This is a genomic window from Microbacterium sp. GXF7504 (assembly GCF_054798235.1).
This window is the reverse complement of sequence record NZ_JBSJZI010000003.1, coordinates 340,263-356,681: the sequence shown is the minus strand read 5'-3', so window position 1 is coordinate 356,681 and position 16,419 is coordinate 340,263. Positions and strand designations below refer to the sequence as shown.

The 16,419-nt window shown below is 72.9% G+C and carries 12 protein-coding genes; 3 read left to right on the top strand and 9 right to left on the bottom strand.

Annotated features, from left to right (window positions below; genetic code table 11):
* Nucleotides 1-4 precede the first annotated feature (4 nt).
* The 4 genes from ACWAUO_RS09105 to manA all read right to left on the bottom strand — a co-directional run bounded on the left by ACWAUO_RS09105 (nucleotide 5) and on the right by manA (nucleotide 6,005).
* Complete coding sequence (locus tag ACWAUO_RS09105; RefSeq protein WP_460774841.1) at nucleotides 5-1,411, bottom strand: DUF5719 family protein; 1,407 nt, start codon at nucleotides 1,409-1,411, stop codon at nucleotides 5-7.
* Complete coding sequence (locus ACWAUO_RS09100; RefSeq protein ID WP_460774839.1) at nucleotides 1,408-4,284, bottom strand: glycosyltransferase; 2,877 nt, start codon at nucleotides 4,282-4,284, stop codon at nucleotides 1,408-1,410. The genes ACWAUO_RS09105 and ACWAUO_RS09100 overlap by 4 nt, the downstream gene beginning before the upstream one ends.
* Before the next feature lie 93 nt (nucleotides 4,285-4,377).
* Complete coding sequence (locus ACWAUO_RS09095) at nucleotides 4,378-4,704, bottom strand: WhiB family transcriptional regulator (protein WP_460774838.1); 327 nt, start codon at nucleotides 4,702-4,704, stop codon at nucleotides 4,378-4,380.
* A 152-nt stretch (nucleotides 4,705-4,856) separates the two neighbouring features.
* Nucleotides 4,857-6,005, bottom strand: a complete 1,149-nt coding sequence (gene manA / locus ACWAUO_RS09090; RefSeq protein WP_460774836.1) for a mannose-6-phosphate isomerase, class I — start codon at nucleotides 6,003-6,005, stop codon at nucleotides 4,857-4,859.
* Between the two features lie 41 nt (nucleotides 6,006-6,046).
* Between manA and ACWAUO_RS09085 the strand changes: the two genes are divergently transcribed.
* The 3 genes from ACWAUO_RS09085 to ACWAUO_RS09075 are packed head-to-tail and all read left to right on the top strand — an operon-like array spanning nucleotide 6,047 to nucleotide 9,789.
* Nucleotides 6,047-7,450, top strand: coding sequence for an O-antigen ligase family protein (locus ACWAUO_RS09085; protein WP_460774834.1), 1,404 nt, complete (start codon nucleotides 6,047-6,049; stop codon nucleotides 7,448-7,450).
* Nucleotides 7,447-8,790 (top strand): O-antigen ligase family protein, encoded by a 1,344-nt coding sequence (locus tag ACWAUO_RS09080; protein WP_460774833.1) that lies wholly within the window; start codon nucleotides 7,447-7,449, stop codon nucleotides 8,788-8,790. Before ACWAUO_RS09085 ends, ACWAUO_RS09080 begins: the two co-directional genes overlap by 4 nt.
* 12 nt (nucleotides 8,791-8,802) lie before the next feature.
* Nucleotides 8,803-9,789 (top strand): glycosyltransferase family 2 protein, encoded by a 987-nt coding sequence (locus ACWAUO_RS09075; protein WP_460774832.1) that lies wholly within the window; start codon nucleotides 8,803-8,805, stop codon nucleotides 9,787-9,789.
* Nucleotides 9,790-9,815: 26 nt separating this feature from the next.
* Here ACWAUO_RS09075 and ACWAUO_RS09070 read toward each other — a convergent pair whose 3' ends face one another.
* From ACWAUO_RS09070 to glf, 5 genes are read right to left on the bottom strand one after another with little or no spacing between them, the layout of a single operon-like run.
* A complete protein-coding gene (locus ACWAUO_RS09070; protein ID WP_460774830.1) occupies nucleotides 9,816-10,574 on the bottom strand; it encodes an ABC transporter ATP-binding protein in 759 nt (252 codons plus the stop codon).
* Complete coding sequence (locus ACWAUO_RS09065; RefSeq protein ID WP_460774828.1) at nucleotides 10,574-11,365, bottom strand: ABC transporter permease; 792 nt, start codon at nucleotides 11,363-11,365, stop codon at nucleotides 10,574-10,576. The genes ACWAUO_RS09070 and ACWAUO_RS09065 overlap by 1 nt, the downstream gene beginning before the upstream one ends.
* 50 nt (nucleotides 11,366-11,415) lie before the next feature.
* On the bottom strand, nucleotides 11,416-13,419 hold the full coding sequence (locus tag ACWAUO_RS09060) for a DUF6541 family protein (RefSeq protein WP_460774826.1): 2,004 nt from the start codon (nucleotides 13,417-13,419) through the stop codon (nucleotides 11,416-11,418).
* 6 nt (nucleotides 13,420-13,425) lie between these two features.
* Complete coding sequence (locus ACWAUO_RS09055; protein ID WP_460774824.1) at nucleotides 13,426-15,243, bottom strand: glycosyltransferase; 1,818 nt, start codon at nucleotides 15,241-15,243, stop codon at nucleotides 13,426-13,428.
* On the bottom strand, nucleotides 15,240-16,376 hold the full coding sequence (glf, locus tag ACWAUO_RS09050; protein ID WP_460774823.1) for a UDP-galactopyranose mutase: 1,137 nt from the start codon (nucleotides 16,374-16,376) through the stop codon (nucleotides 15,240-15,242). The genes ACWAUO_RS09055 and glf overlap by 4 nt, the downstream gene beginning before the upstream one ends.
* Nucleotides 16,377-16,419 lie beyond the last annotated feature (43 nt).

Here is a 16,419-nt window from a genome sequence, read left to right as displayed (position 1 = left end):
CCGCTCAGGGCAGGACGGTGAGCACGGCCGCGGCGGCGTCGGCCGGCCACACCGGGATGGCGGCGAGTGCGCCGCCGCCGGCGAAGGACACCATGGCGTGCACGGCCGCGTCCGTCTCCAGTCGGTAGGCCGTCTCCGCGGACACCTCGACCGCGACGGTCTCCCCGGCCCCCACTGCGACCCGCTCGCCCGAGCCGCCGCGGTCGGGGGTGACGACGACCTCGACCGGACCGCCGACGGCGGTGAGCACCAGACGGGGCGAGGGTCCCTCGGGAACGGCCAGGAGCGTCTCCCCGGTGATCTCGGGGGTCGCCGCGTACCAGGCGAAGTCCGCGCCCTCCCCGAATCCGGTCGTCTGCCAGGCGGCGGCGACGACCGGGGCGTCCGCGGTAACGGTGACGGTGTAGACGCCTTCGGGCAGGTCGCTGAGGCCGGCCTCGGACGGGACGCCGGTGGCAAGCGGCACGTCGGCCGTCGCGGCGACCTCGCCGTCCGCGTCGGTGACGGCGACCCGCGCGGTGGCGTCCGCCTGCGCGGAGAGGATCCGCACGCGGGTCGTGGCCCCCGCCTCCGCCGCGGCGACCGCGGTGTCGGTGACGGTGACCCCGGGGATCACGACGGCGGTGGCGGCCGAGACCGCCGGGCCCGTCTGGTCGACGCCGCCCGGAAGAAGGGTCCGGGTGATGCTCGACTGGAGCGCCGCCGTGACCGGGGCACCGGACGCGGTGACCCGCAGGACGGGCGCCTCCTCGCCGACGCCGATGGACGAGAGCGGGACGAGTTTCAGGGTGCCGGGCGCCACGACGATGCCGCGCGCCGCGGGCGGGGTCTCGGGACCGGCGGCGCCGTACAACGTGAGCTCCACGGTCGCGGGCTCCTCCCCCGGGTTGCCCAGCAGCACGACGTCGCCGGCACCCGTCGTGGTCGCCCCGGCGACGAGCCAGGACTCCATCGCCGGCGCCCGGCACGCGGATGCGGCGTACCCGCGCAGGTCGGCGGCGTCGACGAAGGCGGACCCGGCGGCGGCGATGTCGGTGCGGACCCCGCCGGTCGGCGCCGCGGTGAGCACGGCGGCGCCGGTGTCGCCCTCGACCGCCGGGGAGGCGGTGAGCGCGGAGGTCTCGGCCTCGGCCCCGCCGGTGGCGTGGACCACCTGCTGCGCGGCCGCGAGCGTGAGCTCCGACGCGGCTGTCACGTTGCGCCCGAGCGCCACGAGTCCGCCGGGGCACGCGGCGACGGTGTCGGCGGCGGCGGGCGTGACCTCGACGGATGCCGGGGCGGCCACAAGCGTCGGCCACGGGGCGGCCACCCCGAGCGCGACGGCGAGGACCGCCGCGGCGGCCACCGCGGCGCCGACGATCAGCCGGGTGCTGGTCGCGGCCCACTTGAGGATGCGTCGACGGTCGCTCATCGTTCCTCCTCCCGCGCCCGCGGACCGACGACCCGGGACGTACGGCGGGCCTGACGCCTGGAGGCGGACGTCGGCACGGACAGCAGCAGCGCCACGGCGACCACCACGAGTTGGCCGACCACGACCAGTCGGGCGACGCCCTCGACGGCGACGCCCGGCGCGGGGCGTGCGGCGACGTCGGTCGCGACGCGCCACAGCGCGCCCTTGGGCGTCTGCCCGACGCCTTCGAGGCCGTCCCTCGAGTCGAGCGAGGTCGCCGCGGTCAGCCGCAGCGCTCGGGCCTGATCGGAGTCGTCGTCGCCCGCGACGACCACGAACCGGATGCCGTGCGCGGCGAGGCGGTCGACGACGTCGGGAGCGGCGGGCGTGACGAGGTCGGCGACGAGCTGTGCGGCCTCGCGCTCGGTCTCGGTCAGTTCGGTGCGGGTGGCGAGCACGGTGGACGTGCCGGTGAGGGTGTCGCTGCCGCCCCAGACCACCCGGGACGCGACGGCGCCGTCGGCGCGGGGGGTGATCACCAGGGTGCCGACGGACGCGTCGCCCCGCCCCTGCGCCGCGATGTACGCCGGCAGCGTGGAGGTGGGACCGTTCTGCAGCGGCGACTGGTCACGGACGGTCGCGGTGAACGCGGGAGCGACCGCCGCCGCGGTTGTGAGCATGAGCACGGTCGCCGCGACCGCGCGGACCCGCCGCTGGGACGGAGCGGACCCGGCGTCGAGCGCCACCGCGGCGCCGGCGACCAGACCGAGCCAGGCGAGGCTGAGCGCGGGCCCGGGCCAGATCGCCACGGGGTCGCCCGCGGGGGTGTGCGCGACCTGCAGGCCGACGACCGCGAACGCGGTGCCCAGGCCGAGGAGGGTCACGACCGTGAGGACGGCTGCGACCATCCAGCGCGGGGTCAGCAGTGCGCACAGGGCGGCGACGAGCAGCGGCACGACGAGCACGGCGGCGGACCAGCCGGGGATCGCGATCCGCCACTGGGCGGCGAGGTCCGCGAGGAACAGGTCCCACCCGCCGTACGCGTCCGTCGGGAAGCCCGCGGCGAGCGCGAGTCGCCCGGCGGCGTCCGCCGTGGCGCCGGTGGTCACGGCAGGTCCCGGGTCGGCGAGCAGGCCCCACACGTTCCCGCCGTGCAGCTGCCCCCACACGACGGGCGCGAAGAGCGCGATGGCCGGTACGACGACCCAGACGATGTGCCCGACACCGGCGCCCCCGCGGGCGACGACCGTGAGCATGACGGCGACCGCCCACAGCACCACGAGCGCGGGGGCGAGCGACGGCGCGCACGCGACGACCGCGGCGAGCAGCAGCGAACTCGCGCCGGCGGCGGCCCAGGAGCGGTGCGCGACGGAGCCGGCGTAGAACAGCCACGGCAGCAGCAGGTGCGCGATCACGGCGGCGGGACGGCCTTCGACGAGCGACACCCAGAACGACGGGGCGAGCGCCCACAGCACGCCCGCGCAGTTGCGCAGCAGCGAACGACTGGTCACCCGGGTGGCGGCGAACCAGCCGCCCAGCACGGCGAGCGGGGTGGCGAGCAGCCACAGGAGCACGATGGCACGCGAGGGTTCCCACGGCGTGAGCGAGCCGATGATCGCGATCACCGCGGCGAACGGGTCGGCGGGTCCCACCTCGCCGAGCCCGACGGCGCGGACGCCGAACGCGGCGTCCTCCCACAGCCGGCCGACGGTGGCGGCCAGCGGTGCGAGTGCGCCGCCGCCGAGCACCGGCCAGGCGAGCAGGGCGGGGAACGCGGCGACCGATGCGACGAGCGCGGCCAGGACGACCCAGGCGGCACCGCCGGTGAAGAAGCGGAGTTCCTCGCGCACGGGCCGCACGGCGGCATCCCGGTCGCCGTCGACGTCGAGCCGCTGCCGGAGTTGCGTCCGCGTGATCCGGAGCGGCGCGAGCTGCGACCAGGCGACCGTGCGCGCCCGACGGATGCGGGTGCGCGAACGCGCGATGGCGCCCCAGCGCCAGAAGGCGACGATGCTCGCCCGCCACTCGGGCACCACGCGGGAGGGCTGCTTCGCGACGAGCGCGGCGGCGGCGCGCCACACCGCGAGGACGATGAGCGACAGCCAGTGGAGCGGCACCGTGGCCGCGGGCGCGTAGGCGAGACGGCGCTGCAGCTGGGCGAGACGGACGGCGTACGCGTTGCGCCGACGCCGTCGACGCGTGGTCGGGGCGGGGAGCGAGGCGACGCCGTCGCTCGCCGTCGCGACCACGGCGGCGGGGACGACGCTGACCCGGTGCCCTGCGAGGTGGGCGCGGACACCGAGGTCGAGGCCCTCGTCGGCGCCGTGCAGCGCGGGGTCGATGCCGTCGAGCTGATGCCAGGTCGCGGCCCGGACGAGCATTCCGCGGACGTCGGCGCCGAGCACGTCGGCGTCGACGTCGTGCTGGCCCTGGTCGAACTCCCCGTCGGCGAGCCCGACGGTGCGACCGAGCCGCGTCATCGTCACGCCGAGCGACACGATGCGCGTGCGGTCGTCCCAGTCGACGAGCTTCGGTGCCGCCACGGCCACCGACGGCGCGAGTTCGAGCGCGCCGGTCAGGGCGCGGAGCGCGTCGGGCTCGGGAGCGGTGTCCTGCGCGAGCAGCCACACGAGGTCGCCCTGGATGCGGGAGGCGGCCAGGCGCACGGCTGCGGCGTAGGAGGTGCCGGCGGCGGCGGTGACCACGCCCTCGGCCCCGGATGCGGTCGCGAGTTCGGTGACGGCACGGTCCCCGGCGCCGCACAGGACGATGGTCAGTGCGTCGGGGCGACGGGTCTGCTCGGTCAGCGCGGCGAGGGTGCGCTGAAGGTGCGCGGCGGCTCCGGTACGCCCGTCGGGGCGCACGACGAGCAGGGCATGGACACGGGCGGGCATGACCAGGTCAGCCTAGGCCGCGTGAGGCGCGGACCTGGGCGAACGCGCCGGGAAGCCGGATTCGGGTTCCGATCGCACGTGCGACGGCGGGGTTCAGCCGGCGCGGCGCTTGAGCTTGCGCCGCTCGCGCTCGCTGAGGCCGCCCCAGATGCCGAAGCGCTCGTCGTTTTGCAGCGCGTATTCGAGGCACTCGGTGCGCACGTCGCAGCTCGTGCAGATCTTCTTGGCGTCGCGGGTCGAGCCGCCCTTCTCGGGGAAGAACGCCTCGGGGTCGGTCTGCGCGCACAGCGCGTCGGTCTGCCAGCTGAGCGGATCGGCCTCGTCGACGTGGTCGTGGCGGCGGACGCCGGGCACCCCGAGGAACACCGGGTCGACGAACCAATTGTCGGGAACGCCCGAACGGTAGCCTGCTCCCGTCATTTCCCTCTCCCACCTGGTCGCCGCACGCGGGCTGCGCGCTGAATAAATTACACAGGTGTGATTCGTCCGGGTCAAGTCGCACATCGTAAAGCCTCAACAGATCGTTGAAGCTTCACGGCGTGTCGTCGGCGTGTCGCCTGTCGTCGCGCCGCTCAGCGCCCCGGCAGCGCGAGGTAGAGCATCCCCTCGCCGGAGATCTCGAGGACCTGTTCGTCCGCCGTCGCGAAGGCGGCAGTGCCGGGACGGAGCGCCAACCGGGTCTCCCCCGCCGCCACGGCGACCCCGCCGGAGACGGCGAGCGCGATGGCCGGCCCGTGGAGGGCGACGGTGCGCGGGGCGACGCCGTCGACGCGCACGCGCCACAGTTCGAAGTCCGGCACGTCGGGCCGGTACACCTCGACACCGTCGGCCACGGGTTCGGGCGCGATCCGCGGCGGCGCGCTCGGGCGCGTGTCCACCACGCGCAGGAGCTCCGGCACGTCGATGTGCTTGGGGGTGAGGCCGCCGCGCAGCACGTTGTCGCTCGCCGCCATGATCTCGACCCCGAGACCGTCGAGGTAGGCGTGCAGCACGCCGGCGGGGGCGTAGAGCGCCTCACCGTCCTCCAGCACGACGAGGTTCATGAGGAGCGCGACGACCACGCCGGGATCTCCGGGGTAGCGCTCGGCGATCCGTCGGACGGCGGACAGCTCCGCGGTGAACCCGGGCACGTCCTGCGCGTCGGCGACGGCGGCGATCACCTCGGCCACGGCACCCCCGGCCTCGCCTGAGAGGAGCCAGTCGAGCGCCCCGCGGAGGGCCGCCGCATCGTCGTCGCCGACCAGGTGCGCCGCGAGGGCGCGGACACCCTCCGTCTGCGGCAACCCGGCCAGCAGTTCCCGGGTGCGGACGAGGTCGCGCAGTCCCGCGAGCGCCTCGAACGGCCCGCCCAGGGCCACGAGGATCTCCGGCTTGTGATTGTCGTCGCGGTAGTTCCGCTCCGCACCGTCGCGCGGGATCCCGGCGCGTTCCTCCGCGGCGTACCCGGCCTCGGCCTGGGCCTTGGTGGGGTGCACCTGGATGGACAGGGGGGATGCGGCGGCGAGGAGCTTCAGCAGGTAGGTGAGCGAGGGCTCACCGCGCGCCGCGAGCCGCTCCCCCAGCGCCGAGCCGTCGGCGAGCCGGGCCGGCGACCCGGGGTGGTCCCCGAACCACACCTCCGCCTCCGGGGCGCCGGAGGCCTCACGTCCCTGCAATCCGGCGATGAGCGTGGTCGACCCCCACGCGTAGTCGCGCGGGGCGTTCTCGAGCGGTGCCAGCACAGCCCCAGCCTAGAGCCGTCGCGGGATACGCTTGCCGCATCATGGCAGTGCACACCCAGCATCCCGCGTGGCCGGTGCCGACCGCGCCGGAGCGGGAGCGGACGGCGCATCTGCTGCTGCGCGCGTGGTGCGTCTTCGTGCTCTTCCTCGGCGTGACCGGCGTGGCCTGGGTGCTCGCGTTCGGCGCGGTGGCGGCCGGCGCCGTCGCGATCACGGCGGGCATCGTGTCCTCCGTCGTGTGGCTCGTGGTGCGCCCCCCGCTGAACGGGCGCCGCCTCCCGTGGTTCGTACTCGCCTATGTGCTGTGGGCGGGGCTCTCGGTGCTGTGGTCGGCGTGGCCCGGCGCCACCGTGCCGACGTGGCTGCTGCTCGCGGTCACCACCCTGCAGGGGCTGTTCGTGGCCGCCGTCCTCACCTGGCGGGAACTCGTCGCGTCGATCGCGTCCGCGCTGAAGTGGGCGCTGGGGCTCTCCCTCGTGTTCGAGCTCGCCGTGTCACTGTTCGTGCAGGCGCCCCTGCTGCCCGGCTTCCGGCTGCGTGCACCCGACGCGACCTACGACCCGATCGAGTACTGGTCCCGGGACAACCTGTTCGACGGCGGCCGCATCCAGGGCCTGTTCGGCAACGCGAACCTCCTCGCGGCGGTCGCGGTGCTGGCGCTCATCGTCTTCGCCGTCCGCTTCGCCGCCGGCGCCCCGCGCCGCGTGCTCCTCGTCGGCTGGATGCTGCTGGCCGTCTTCCTCCTCGTGCGCGCCGGCTCCGCGACGGCGTACCTGTCGGCGCTCGCCGTGCTGGTCGTGCTCGGCACCGTCCTGCTCATGCGGACCGTCGAGCACGCCGGCGGGCGGACGAAGTACTACCTCCTCTATGCACTCGTCGGGCTCGGCGGCGCCGCCGCACTGTGGTTCGGCCGCGACGCGATCTTCACCGCGCTCGGCCGCTCGGCCGATCTCACCGGGCGGGAGCGCATCTGGGACGCCGTGCTGGAGCGCGCATCGCAGCATCCCGTCGTCGGCTGGGGGTACTCCACCCCGTGGCTCACGAGCGACCCCGCCTTCGACGGCTGGATCGTGGACCACGGCGTGAGCGTGCAGCAGGCGCACAACATGTGGCTGGACGTCTTCCTGCAGCTCGGCGCGGTCGGGCTGGTGCTCGTCGTCGGCATCTACCTGTCGTTCATCTGGCGTTCCTGGTTCTTCGCGATCGACCGACCGCGGTGGGACCTGCGCGCCGACCGCCCGTACTCCCCCCTCACCCTCCTGCCGACCCTGCTCGCGACGCTGCTGCTCGTGCAGGGTGTGACGGAGTCGGGCCCGTTGCTGCTGTGGGGCTGGATGCTGGTCGTCGCCCTCGGCACGAAGATCACGCAGGCGCCGCTGGTGGGCGTCGGCCCCGCGGAGCAGTCGGTGGCGCTGGAGCGCGGCGACGCCGTGACGGGGCCATGACCGGACCGCGCGTCCCCCGCGGCCTGCGCGGCACGGTCGTCGACCTGCTGCGCTCCGCGTCGTTCGCCCGGGCGTTCGCGCTCACGACGGTGGGGGCGGCGTTCGCGGGATTCGCGGTCGAGCGGATCTCCAGCCGGGTGACCTACATGACCGCGATCGCCGGCCTGTGCGTCCTCGCCGTGGCCATGCTCGTCGCGCGACGCCGGGAGCTGTCGCTGCTCCGGCTCGCCCCCACGTCGCTCCTCGTCTTCCTCGCCTGGGCGCTCGTCAGCGTGTTCTGGACGCGCGACGAACCGAAGACGCTGCTCGGGTGGGCGGGGACGTTCGCCTTCGCGCTGCTCGCCGTCGCGGTCGCACACGTGCGCGACACCCTGCAGACCGCCCGCACCGTGGGCGACGTATTGCGGGTGCTGCTGTCGATCTCGCTCGGGGTGGAGATCCTGGCCGGCATCCTGTGGGACACCCCGATCCCGCTCCTCGGCATCCAGGGGTCGATCGCGGACCTCGGGCCGGTGCAGGGTGTCTTCGGTACGCGCAACGCGCTCGGCTTCGTCGCGGTCATCGCACTGGTGACCTTCCTGGTCGAGTGGCGCACCGCCTCCGTGCGTCCCGGGCTCTCGGTGTTCTCGGTCGTCCTCGCCGGCGGGCTGGCGGTGCTGTCGGACTCCCCCACCGTGCTCGTGATCGGCGTGGTCGTCGCCGTCGCCGCGGCGACCCTGACGCTGGTGCGCGGCGTCGCGCCGACGCGTCGCCCCATGCTGCAGTGGACCGTCGGTGCCGGGCTCGTGCTCGTCCTCGTGGTGCTCTCCCTCAACCGCGCCGCGGTGGTGGCGTTCCTGGGGGCGGGGTCGGACTTCTCCAGTCGCGCGACCCTGTGGCGTTCGATCCTGGACTACGTGCGCGCCTACCCTGTGCAGGGCTGGGGCTGGTACGGCCCGTGGCCCGACACCGAGTTCCCGTTCTTCGCGATCAACACGGCGCTGCGCCAGGACCACGCGTCGGCGCTGAACGCGTACTTCGACGTGCTGCTCCAGCTCGGGTGGCTCGGCCTGCTCCTGTTCGTCTTCCTCTGCGGGTTCGCGCTCGTGCGCTCCTGGCTGGACGCGAGCGAGCGGCGCTCCATCGTCTTCACGTGGACGCCGCTCGTGCTCATCACCCTGCTCGTCGACTCGATGTTCGAGAGTTTCACGCTCCACTCGTTCGGCTGGTTCATGCTCGTGCTGTGCGCGACCCGCGCGGGGCTCTCCCGCTCCTGGCGCGAGCGCGTGCACGCGCGGGTTCCGGCGACACCCGACCTGCCGTCGAGCGGCGTTCAGGGTGGTCCCGGGTCCGCAGGGTAGGATCGGGGCGTTATGGCCGCCGCATCCGAACGTCTCGACGCGCCGACACAGACCGGGTTCGACCCCGCATCCGCGACGATCGCCGTCGTCACCTACAACCGCTCAGCCCTGCTGCGACGGTTGCTCGACTCGATCGAGCGGATGGATCCGAAGCCCGGTCATGTCGTCATCATCGACAACGCCTCCACCGACGACACCACCGAGCTCGTGGAGTCCTTCCGCGACCGGCTCGGCACCGAGCTGGTCTACCGCAGGCTCGAGACGAACACCGGCGGGTCCGGCGGGTTCAGCGAGGGCATGCGCACCGCGTACGAGCTCGGTTCGACCTGGATCTGGCTCATGGACGACGACGTCGAGGTGATCCCCGACGGCCTCGCGAAGATGGGTTCCTGGGCACCGCGGTTCAAGAGCATCCAGGGCCGCCGTTACGACTTTGACGGCAGCGAGTTCTACTGGCAGTACCGCATCGCCGACCGCATGGGCATCCCGATCCCCTTCGCGCCGGCCGGGTTCGACGCGTCCGGGTTCAAGGAGATGAACTCCGGATGCTTCGAGGGCATGTTCATCCACCGTGACATCGTGAAGCAGATCGGCCTGCCCGACCCGCGGTTCTTCATCTACTGGGACGACCAGACCTACGGCTGGCTCGCGTCGCGGCTGACGACGTCGGTGATCGTGAACGAGTTCGTGCTGCGCCGCACCCGCGAGATCAAGCAGTGGGACATGGGCATCCGGCACATGAACGCCTCGAGCGACGCGTACCGGTACTACATCATGCGCAACCGCGGGCACATCAAGCAGTACTACCGCTCGCTCGGTGTCTACAACCCGGTGCTGTTCGGCCTCGGCACCGCGCTGACGTTCGGCAAGGAGCTCATCCGCCTCTTCGTGGTGGAGCGCAAGGTGCGTGGCACCTCGAACCTGTTCCGTGGCCTGCGCGACGGCGGCAGGATCGCCCGCGACACGTCGTGGAAGCCGATGCCGCCGCTCGAGGACTGAGGCCCCGGCACGCCGCGTCGTGCGTCTCAGGCGGTCGGGTTGTCCGCGTTGTACGCGTCGAGCACCTCGGCGATCGGCGCGTCCAGCTTCAGCGCGCCCTTCGCGAGGTAGAGGCCCCGCGTGCAGAAGCGCCGCAGGTCCCGCTCGTTGTGGCTGACGAAGAAGAGCGTGCGCCCCTCCGCGAGCAGTTCGTCGATGCGTTTGTAGCACTTGTCGCGGAAGGCCTTGTCCCCGACCGCCAGCACCTCGTCGACGAGCAGGATCGGCTCCTCCAGCTGCGACACCACGGAGAACGCCAGGCGCACCTTCATGCCGTTCGACAGGTGCTTGTAGGGGGTGTCGACGAAGTCCTGCAGCTCGGCGAACTCGATGATCGAGTCGAACCGGCGCGAGACCTCGGCCTTCGTCATCCCGTGGAGCCCCGAGGTGAGGCGCACGTTCTCGCGCACCGTGAGGTCGCCGACGAACCCGCCGGTGATCTCGATGAGCGGGGCGACCCCGCCGTTGACGACGACGCCGCCCTCGTCCGGGAGCAGCACACCCGCGACGAGCTTCAGCAGGGTCGACTTGCCCTGCCCGTTCCGTCCGACCACGCCGATCGACTCGCCGGGGCGCACGTCGAAGCTGACGTTGCGGAGCGCCCAGAACTCGCCCGGCCGGTTGCGGCGCGATGCGCCGGCGAACAGGTCCTTGATCGTCCGGCGACCGCGACGGTTGCGGCGGAACCGCACGCCCAGGTCGTGCACCCGGATCGCCACGTCGGTCTCCACCTTGTCGTGCACCATCACAGCTCCTTCAGCACCGAGCGCTCCAGGCGCCGGAACGTCCACAGTCCGATCAGCAGGATCGCGACGGACATCACCGCGCCGACCACGACGCTGAACGTGTCCCACTGCCCGGGGAAGAACCCGGCGCGGTAGAGCGTGAAGATGCCCGAGAGCGGGTTGAACGCGGCGAGGTCGTGGAACGGGGCCGGCAGGTCGGAGATCCCGTAGATGATCGGCGTCGCGTAGAAGAGGGCGCGCAGGATGAGCCTGGTCGTGCGCTCGAGGTCACCCCACATGACGCACAGCGGGGCGACGATGAGCCCGAGGCCCACGAGCAGGATCGTCTGCAGCAGCACCGCCACGGGGAACAGCAGCAGCCCCCAGCCGACCGTCCCGCCGGCGAAGATCGCGAACGCCACGAGCACGGGGATCGAGAAGAGGAATTCGACGCCCTTGCTCAGCACGATCCGGTTCACCCAGATGGTGCGCGGGATGGCGGTGGAGCGCACCAGCCGCGCGTCCTTGTTGAACGCCCGGGTGAAATCGCTCACGGCGGCGTTGAACCACACCCAGGGCAGGAGCGCCGTGATGAGGAACAGGATGTAGGGCTGTTCGCCGGCCCCGCGCTGGAAGACCTGCGTGAAGACGAACCAGTAGATGACGCTCATCACGAGCGGATCGAGCACCGACCACAGGTACCCGAGGGCGCTGGTCGCGTAGCGGACGCGCAGATCCCGCGCCGAGAGCAGCCACAACGAGTGCACGTATCGCCGCGGCGAACCGGGGGCACCCACAGCGGCAGAACTCACGTCCCCGAGTCTATGGGGATGCGGCGCATCGGCCGCGGAACGCGCGCGCCTCACCGTGGGAGCGGTCCGCACTGGTCGATGCGGTACAGCGTGGAGTCGCCGTCGGTGGCGACCTCGGTGAACAGTCCGGCGTCGACCGCGGTGTGCACACCGATGAAGTGGTTGCCTGACGGGTCTCCGCCGCCGAACTCGTGCGGGTGGAAGAGCACGTGCCGCACCCGGAGCCGGTCGAGCGCGTCGCAGACCGCGGGATCGGTCTCGATGTCCTGGAGACGCCATGCGAGCATCTGCCGGTCGGCGTCCCATTGCCCGTTGACGTGCGGGAACACCGGTTCCACTCCTCCGTACAGCAGCGTGAGCGCGCCGCCGTCCCAGGGGTCGCCCAGGAGCAGTTCGTCGTCCGGCACGACCGTGTCGAGCTGCTGCATGAACGCGATCTGCGCGGCCGAGACCACCTCGTCGTCGGCACCGGTCGCGGGCAGCCGGAACACGGATGCGACCGTCGAGGTGACCGCACCGAGCGTGACCGCGGCGGTGAGCGCGGTCAGCCAGGCCGCCGCCACCGCCGCGACCCGGGCGGCCCGCGGCCGCCGGAGCCACGAGGCCGCGGACAGGATCCCCAGCGTGCCGAGCGCCACCCCGAGGACCGGGACGGCGGAACTCAGCCGATAGCGGTCCTTGTACCAGAGCGCCGTGGTGAGCTTGGCGACGACGTCGTCGCTGCCGGCGGCGAGCGCGAAGAGCACGGCGACCAGCGCATAGGCGACGACGACCCAGCGCAGACCGCTGGTGCGGGTCGCCACCACGATGCCGATGAGGACCGCGACGGCGAGGAGGACGGCGGGGAACGTGACGGTCGCCCCCACGCCGAGGGGCCACGACTGCGACACCACCTGCCACAGGCCGACGGCGACGCTCTGCGTGGCCATCGCCTGCGGGCCGCCGAGCCGGTCGTCGAGTGGCCGGTCGAAGAGCCCGAGCCGGAGGACGAGGTAGGCGAAGGCCGCCCCCGCGAAGACGACCGCCAGGACGACGAGGCTGCCGAGCGCCCACAGTGCCGACGCACGCGCCCGGCCTCCGGCACGGTACGCCGCACGGAACATCCGAACGCCCTCGGCGAGCGCGAAGGGGATGAGCAGCAGCGCCCACGTCACGAGCACGCGCGGCTGCGCGAACCCCACGGCGGTGAGCGCGAGCAGGGTTCCGGCGACGCCGAGGGCGATCGGGATGCGGGTGCCGGATGCGTCGCCGGCGCGTCGCCAGGCGGCGAGCGGCACCGCGACGGCCGCCGGGAGCAGCGCGGTGCCGAGGAACGTGGGGTAGAGCGTTCCCCAGGTGAGGAGTGCGTACGGCATCGCCGCGAACGCCGCCCCCAGCGGCAGCGCGACGAGCGCCACCCGTCCGGGCTCGGACCTCCGCAGGATCACCTGCGCGAGCCAGGCCACCCCGGGCAGCCAGACGGCCGCGCTGACGGCGATCCATGCGGCGTTCACGGCGACCGGCACCGTGACGCCGGTCAGCTGCACGGTCGCCGCGACGAGGGCGTGCCACCCGGCCGGGTAGAACGACCAGGTCCGGTCGGTCTCGATGAGGGTCCGGAGCGTCAGCGACGAGGCGTCGCCGGTCTGCAGGATGTGCGCGATCGCGGAGAGGTGGAAGACGTTGTCGTAGGTCTGACTGATGCGGTCCGGCGACGGAAGCGACCAGAAGGCGACGCACGCGATGAGGATCGCGGCACCGGCCCAGCTGAGGACCGGCCACCACCACCGCACCCCCGCCCGGGCGATGCGGGCCGGCCGGAGGCGCCGACGGAACGCCCAGGCGAGCAGCCCGAGCAGGAACGCCGGGACGAGCGGCTGCCAGGGACCGAACGGCATGCCGAGCAGGCCGAACACGACGCCCGCGACGCCGAGGCAGGCGACGCTCGTCACGGCGGCCAGCGCGGCGCGTGCGACGAGCCCGAGCCGCAGGGGCGCCGTCGCGAGGAGTCCGGGCACGAGCAGCAGTGCCAGCGCGGCGAGGACGGCGGGGAGCGCGGCGATCCACGCGGTCACCTCAGCTCACCCCCGACCGAAGATCCGTGACCAGGCCCGTGGCGACGTGAGCTCCGGCGCGGCCGACCGGTAGCGGCGGGCCAGTCGCGGCCACCGCCACCACAACGTCGCGTGCAGCCGGATGCTGCGCCCCAGCGCCCGGAGCGTCTCCCGGCGACTGCGCACGTAGCGGACGACGGCGGCACCGTCCGCGGTGTCGACGTACGCGGCGTCGATCGACGCGAAGGTCCACCAGCCGAGCGCTCGCGCCGGCACCCGCACCGCTCGCCCCGTCGCCGGGCGCTCGGCCCGCAGCAGATGACGGGCCGCCACCCGGAGCAGGGTCGCCGCCTGCGCAGCGCGTCCGGCCGGGGCGGGCGCGGGCGCATCGGCGTCGTCGGGCGCCGACACCGGCATCGCGTCTGTGAACTGCGACCACAGCGCACGGACCTCGCCGGCCCGGGCGTCGAGCCACCCGGGGAGCCGTTCGGGGCCGGCGAGCACGTCGACGGCCGCGAGCGCGCGCAGCCGCACGGCCGAGTACTGCAGGGTGAGCAACGGCTTCAGATCGCCGAGGAAGGAGTGCAGCAGCATCCGCGTGGCACGCCGGTCGGGGTTGTGCAGCACCTCGGTGATGAGCCGGTTGCGGTGCAGGAAGTACGCCTCCCAGGTGCGGGTGGGTGCCTTGCCGCCCCAGCCCATGTGCCACAGCGCGATCCCGGGAGGACTGACCGTTCGCACGCCGGCCGCACCGGCGCGGAGCCCGAACTCGACGTCGTCGCCCTTGAGGAACAGGGGCATCGACAGGCCGGTCTCGCGCAGCAGGGCGAGCGGGATGAGGCACATCCACCACCCGTTGAAGTCGGAGGTCTGTCGACGGTGGAAGAAGCGTGCGTCGCGGAACGGCACGGCGGCGAAGTCGTGGTCGTAGGCGCCCTCGCGGTCCAGGCGCACCCAGCCGATCCGACGGTCCCACTGCTCGCTCTGCGTGTACAGCACGCTTCGGCGGTCGAGGTGCAGCATCCCGCCGCCGACGATCACCGGCTCGCGAGCGGCGTCGGCGAACCGGACGGCGCGGAAGATCGCCTCGGGTTCGGAGATCGCGTCGTCGTCGAGGAGCAGCACGGCGTCGCTCGTCCCCGCCTCGAGCGCCTCGAGCATGCCGCGGGAGAAGCCGCCGGATCCACCGAGGTTCCGCTGGCGCACGAGGAGGAGACGATCGCCGAGGGCCGCGGCGGTCTCGGCGAAGCCCGGCTGGTCGGCGACGAGGTCGCCGCCCTGATCGGCCACCACGATGCGGTCGATCACGTCGGCCATGTCGGGGTCTTCGGCGATGGCCCGCAGCTGTGCGTGGCAGTCGGTCGGCCGGTTGAACGTGGCCATGGCGACGGATGCGGTCGCCCGCGCCGTCCCCGGGACCGACCATTCCGCCGACTCCAGCGTGAGACCGTCGTCGCCGCCGGCGAGGTCGATCCAGAGCGCACCGCCGTCGGCCGACCCGGTCAGCGGCACGTCGACGGTGTACTCGGTGCTCCCGTCGACCGCGCGACGGTCGACGACGCGGGTCACCGCGTCGGCGTCGGAACGCACGACGCGCACCTCCCCCGTCCCGCTCGCGCGGACGGCCAGTCGCACCGCCTCATGCGCGGTCTCGGCCGCCCAGTACGCGGCCGGGAAGGCGTTGAAGTAGGACCCGAGGGAGACACGGCCGCCGACCACGCGGATCCGCCGCCGGTCGAGCACGGTCGCGGCGGTCGCGTCGCCGTCGACGTACAGCGGCAGCACCTGCTCGGCCGCCGTGACCGGGAACACGACGTGCGCGACGACCGCCCGCTCGTCGCTCATGCCAGCTTGTTGTTCCACATGCTGAGGGCGGCGCCGATGGCCATGTGCATGTCGAGGTACTGGTAGGTGCCCAGGCGCCCGCCGAAGTGCACGTCGGGTTCGTCCTGCTGCAGCTCGCGGTATGCGAGGAGCCCGTCGCGGTCGGCGGGGGTGTTGACCGGGTAGTAGGGCTCGTCGTCGGGGGTCGCGAACCGCGAGTATTCGCGCATGATCACCGTACGGTCGGTCGGGTAGCGGTCGGCGCGTTCGGGGTGGAAGTGCTTGAACTCGTGGATGCGGGTGTACGGCGCGTCGGCGTCGGCGTAGTTCATCACGCTGGTGCCTTGGAAGTCCCCGACCTCCAGCACCTCCTCCTCGAAGTCGAGGGTGCGCCACGACAGTTCACCGGCGGCGTGGTCGAAGTACCGGTCGACCGGGCCGGTGTACACGATCGGGACCTGCCCGACGGTCGCGCGCTTGTTGAGCGGCTGCGTCTCGTCGAAGAAGTCGGTCTCGAGCCGCACCTCGATGTTCGGGTGGTCGGCCATCCGCTCCAGCCACGCCGTGTACCCGTCGACCGGGAGGCCTTCCCAGGTGTCGTTGAAATACCGGTTGTCGTAGGTGTACCGCACCGGGAGGCGGCTGATGACCTCGGCGGGCAGGTCCTTCGGGTCGGTCTGCCACTGCTTCGCGGTGTAGTCGCGGATGAACGCCTCGTACAGCGGCCGGCCGATGAGACCGATCGCCCGCTCCTCGAGGTTCCGGGCCTGCTTCGGGTCGAACTCTCCCGCCTGCTCCGCGATGAGCGCGCGCGCCGCATCCGGCCCGTGGGCGGCCTGGAAGAACTGGTTGATCGTGCCGAGGTTGATCGGCAGCGGGTACACCACGCCCTTGTGGGTGGTGTACACCCGGTGCACGTACGAGGTGAACGCGGTGAACCGGTTCACGTACTCCCACACCGTCGCGTTCGAGGTGTGGAACAGGTGCGCCCCGTACCGGTGCACCTCGATCCCCGTCGACGCCTCGGCCTCCGAGTACGCGTTCCCGCCGATGTGGGCACGGCGGTCGATCACCGTCACCCGGCGGCCGGCCGCTGCCGCCCGCTCGGCGACCGTGAGCCCGAAGAAGCCCGAACCGACGATGAGCAGATCCATGGATCGAGGCCTTCCAGTCGTGACACGTCCCCGTCCACTCTAG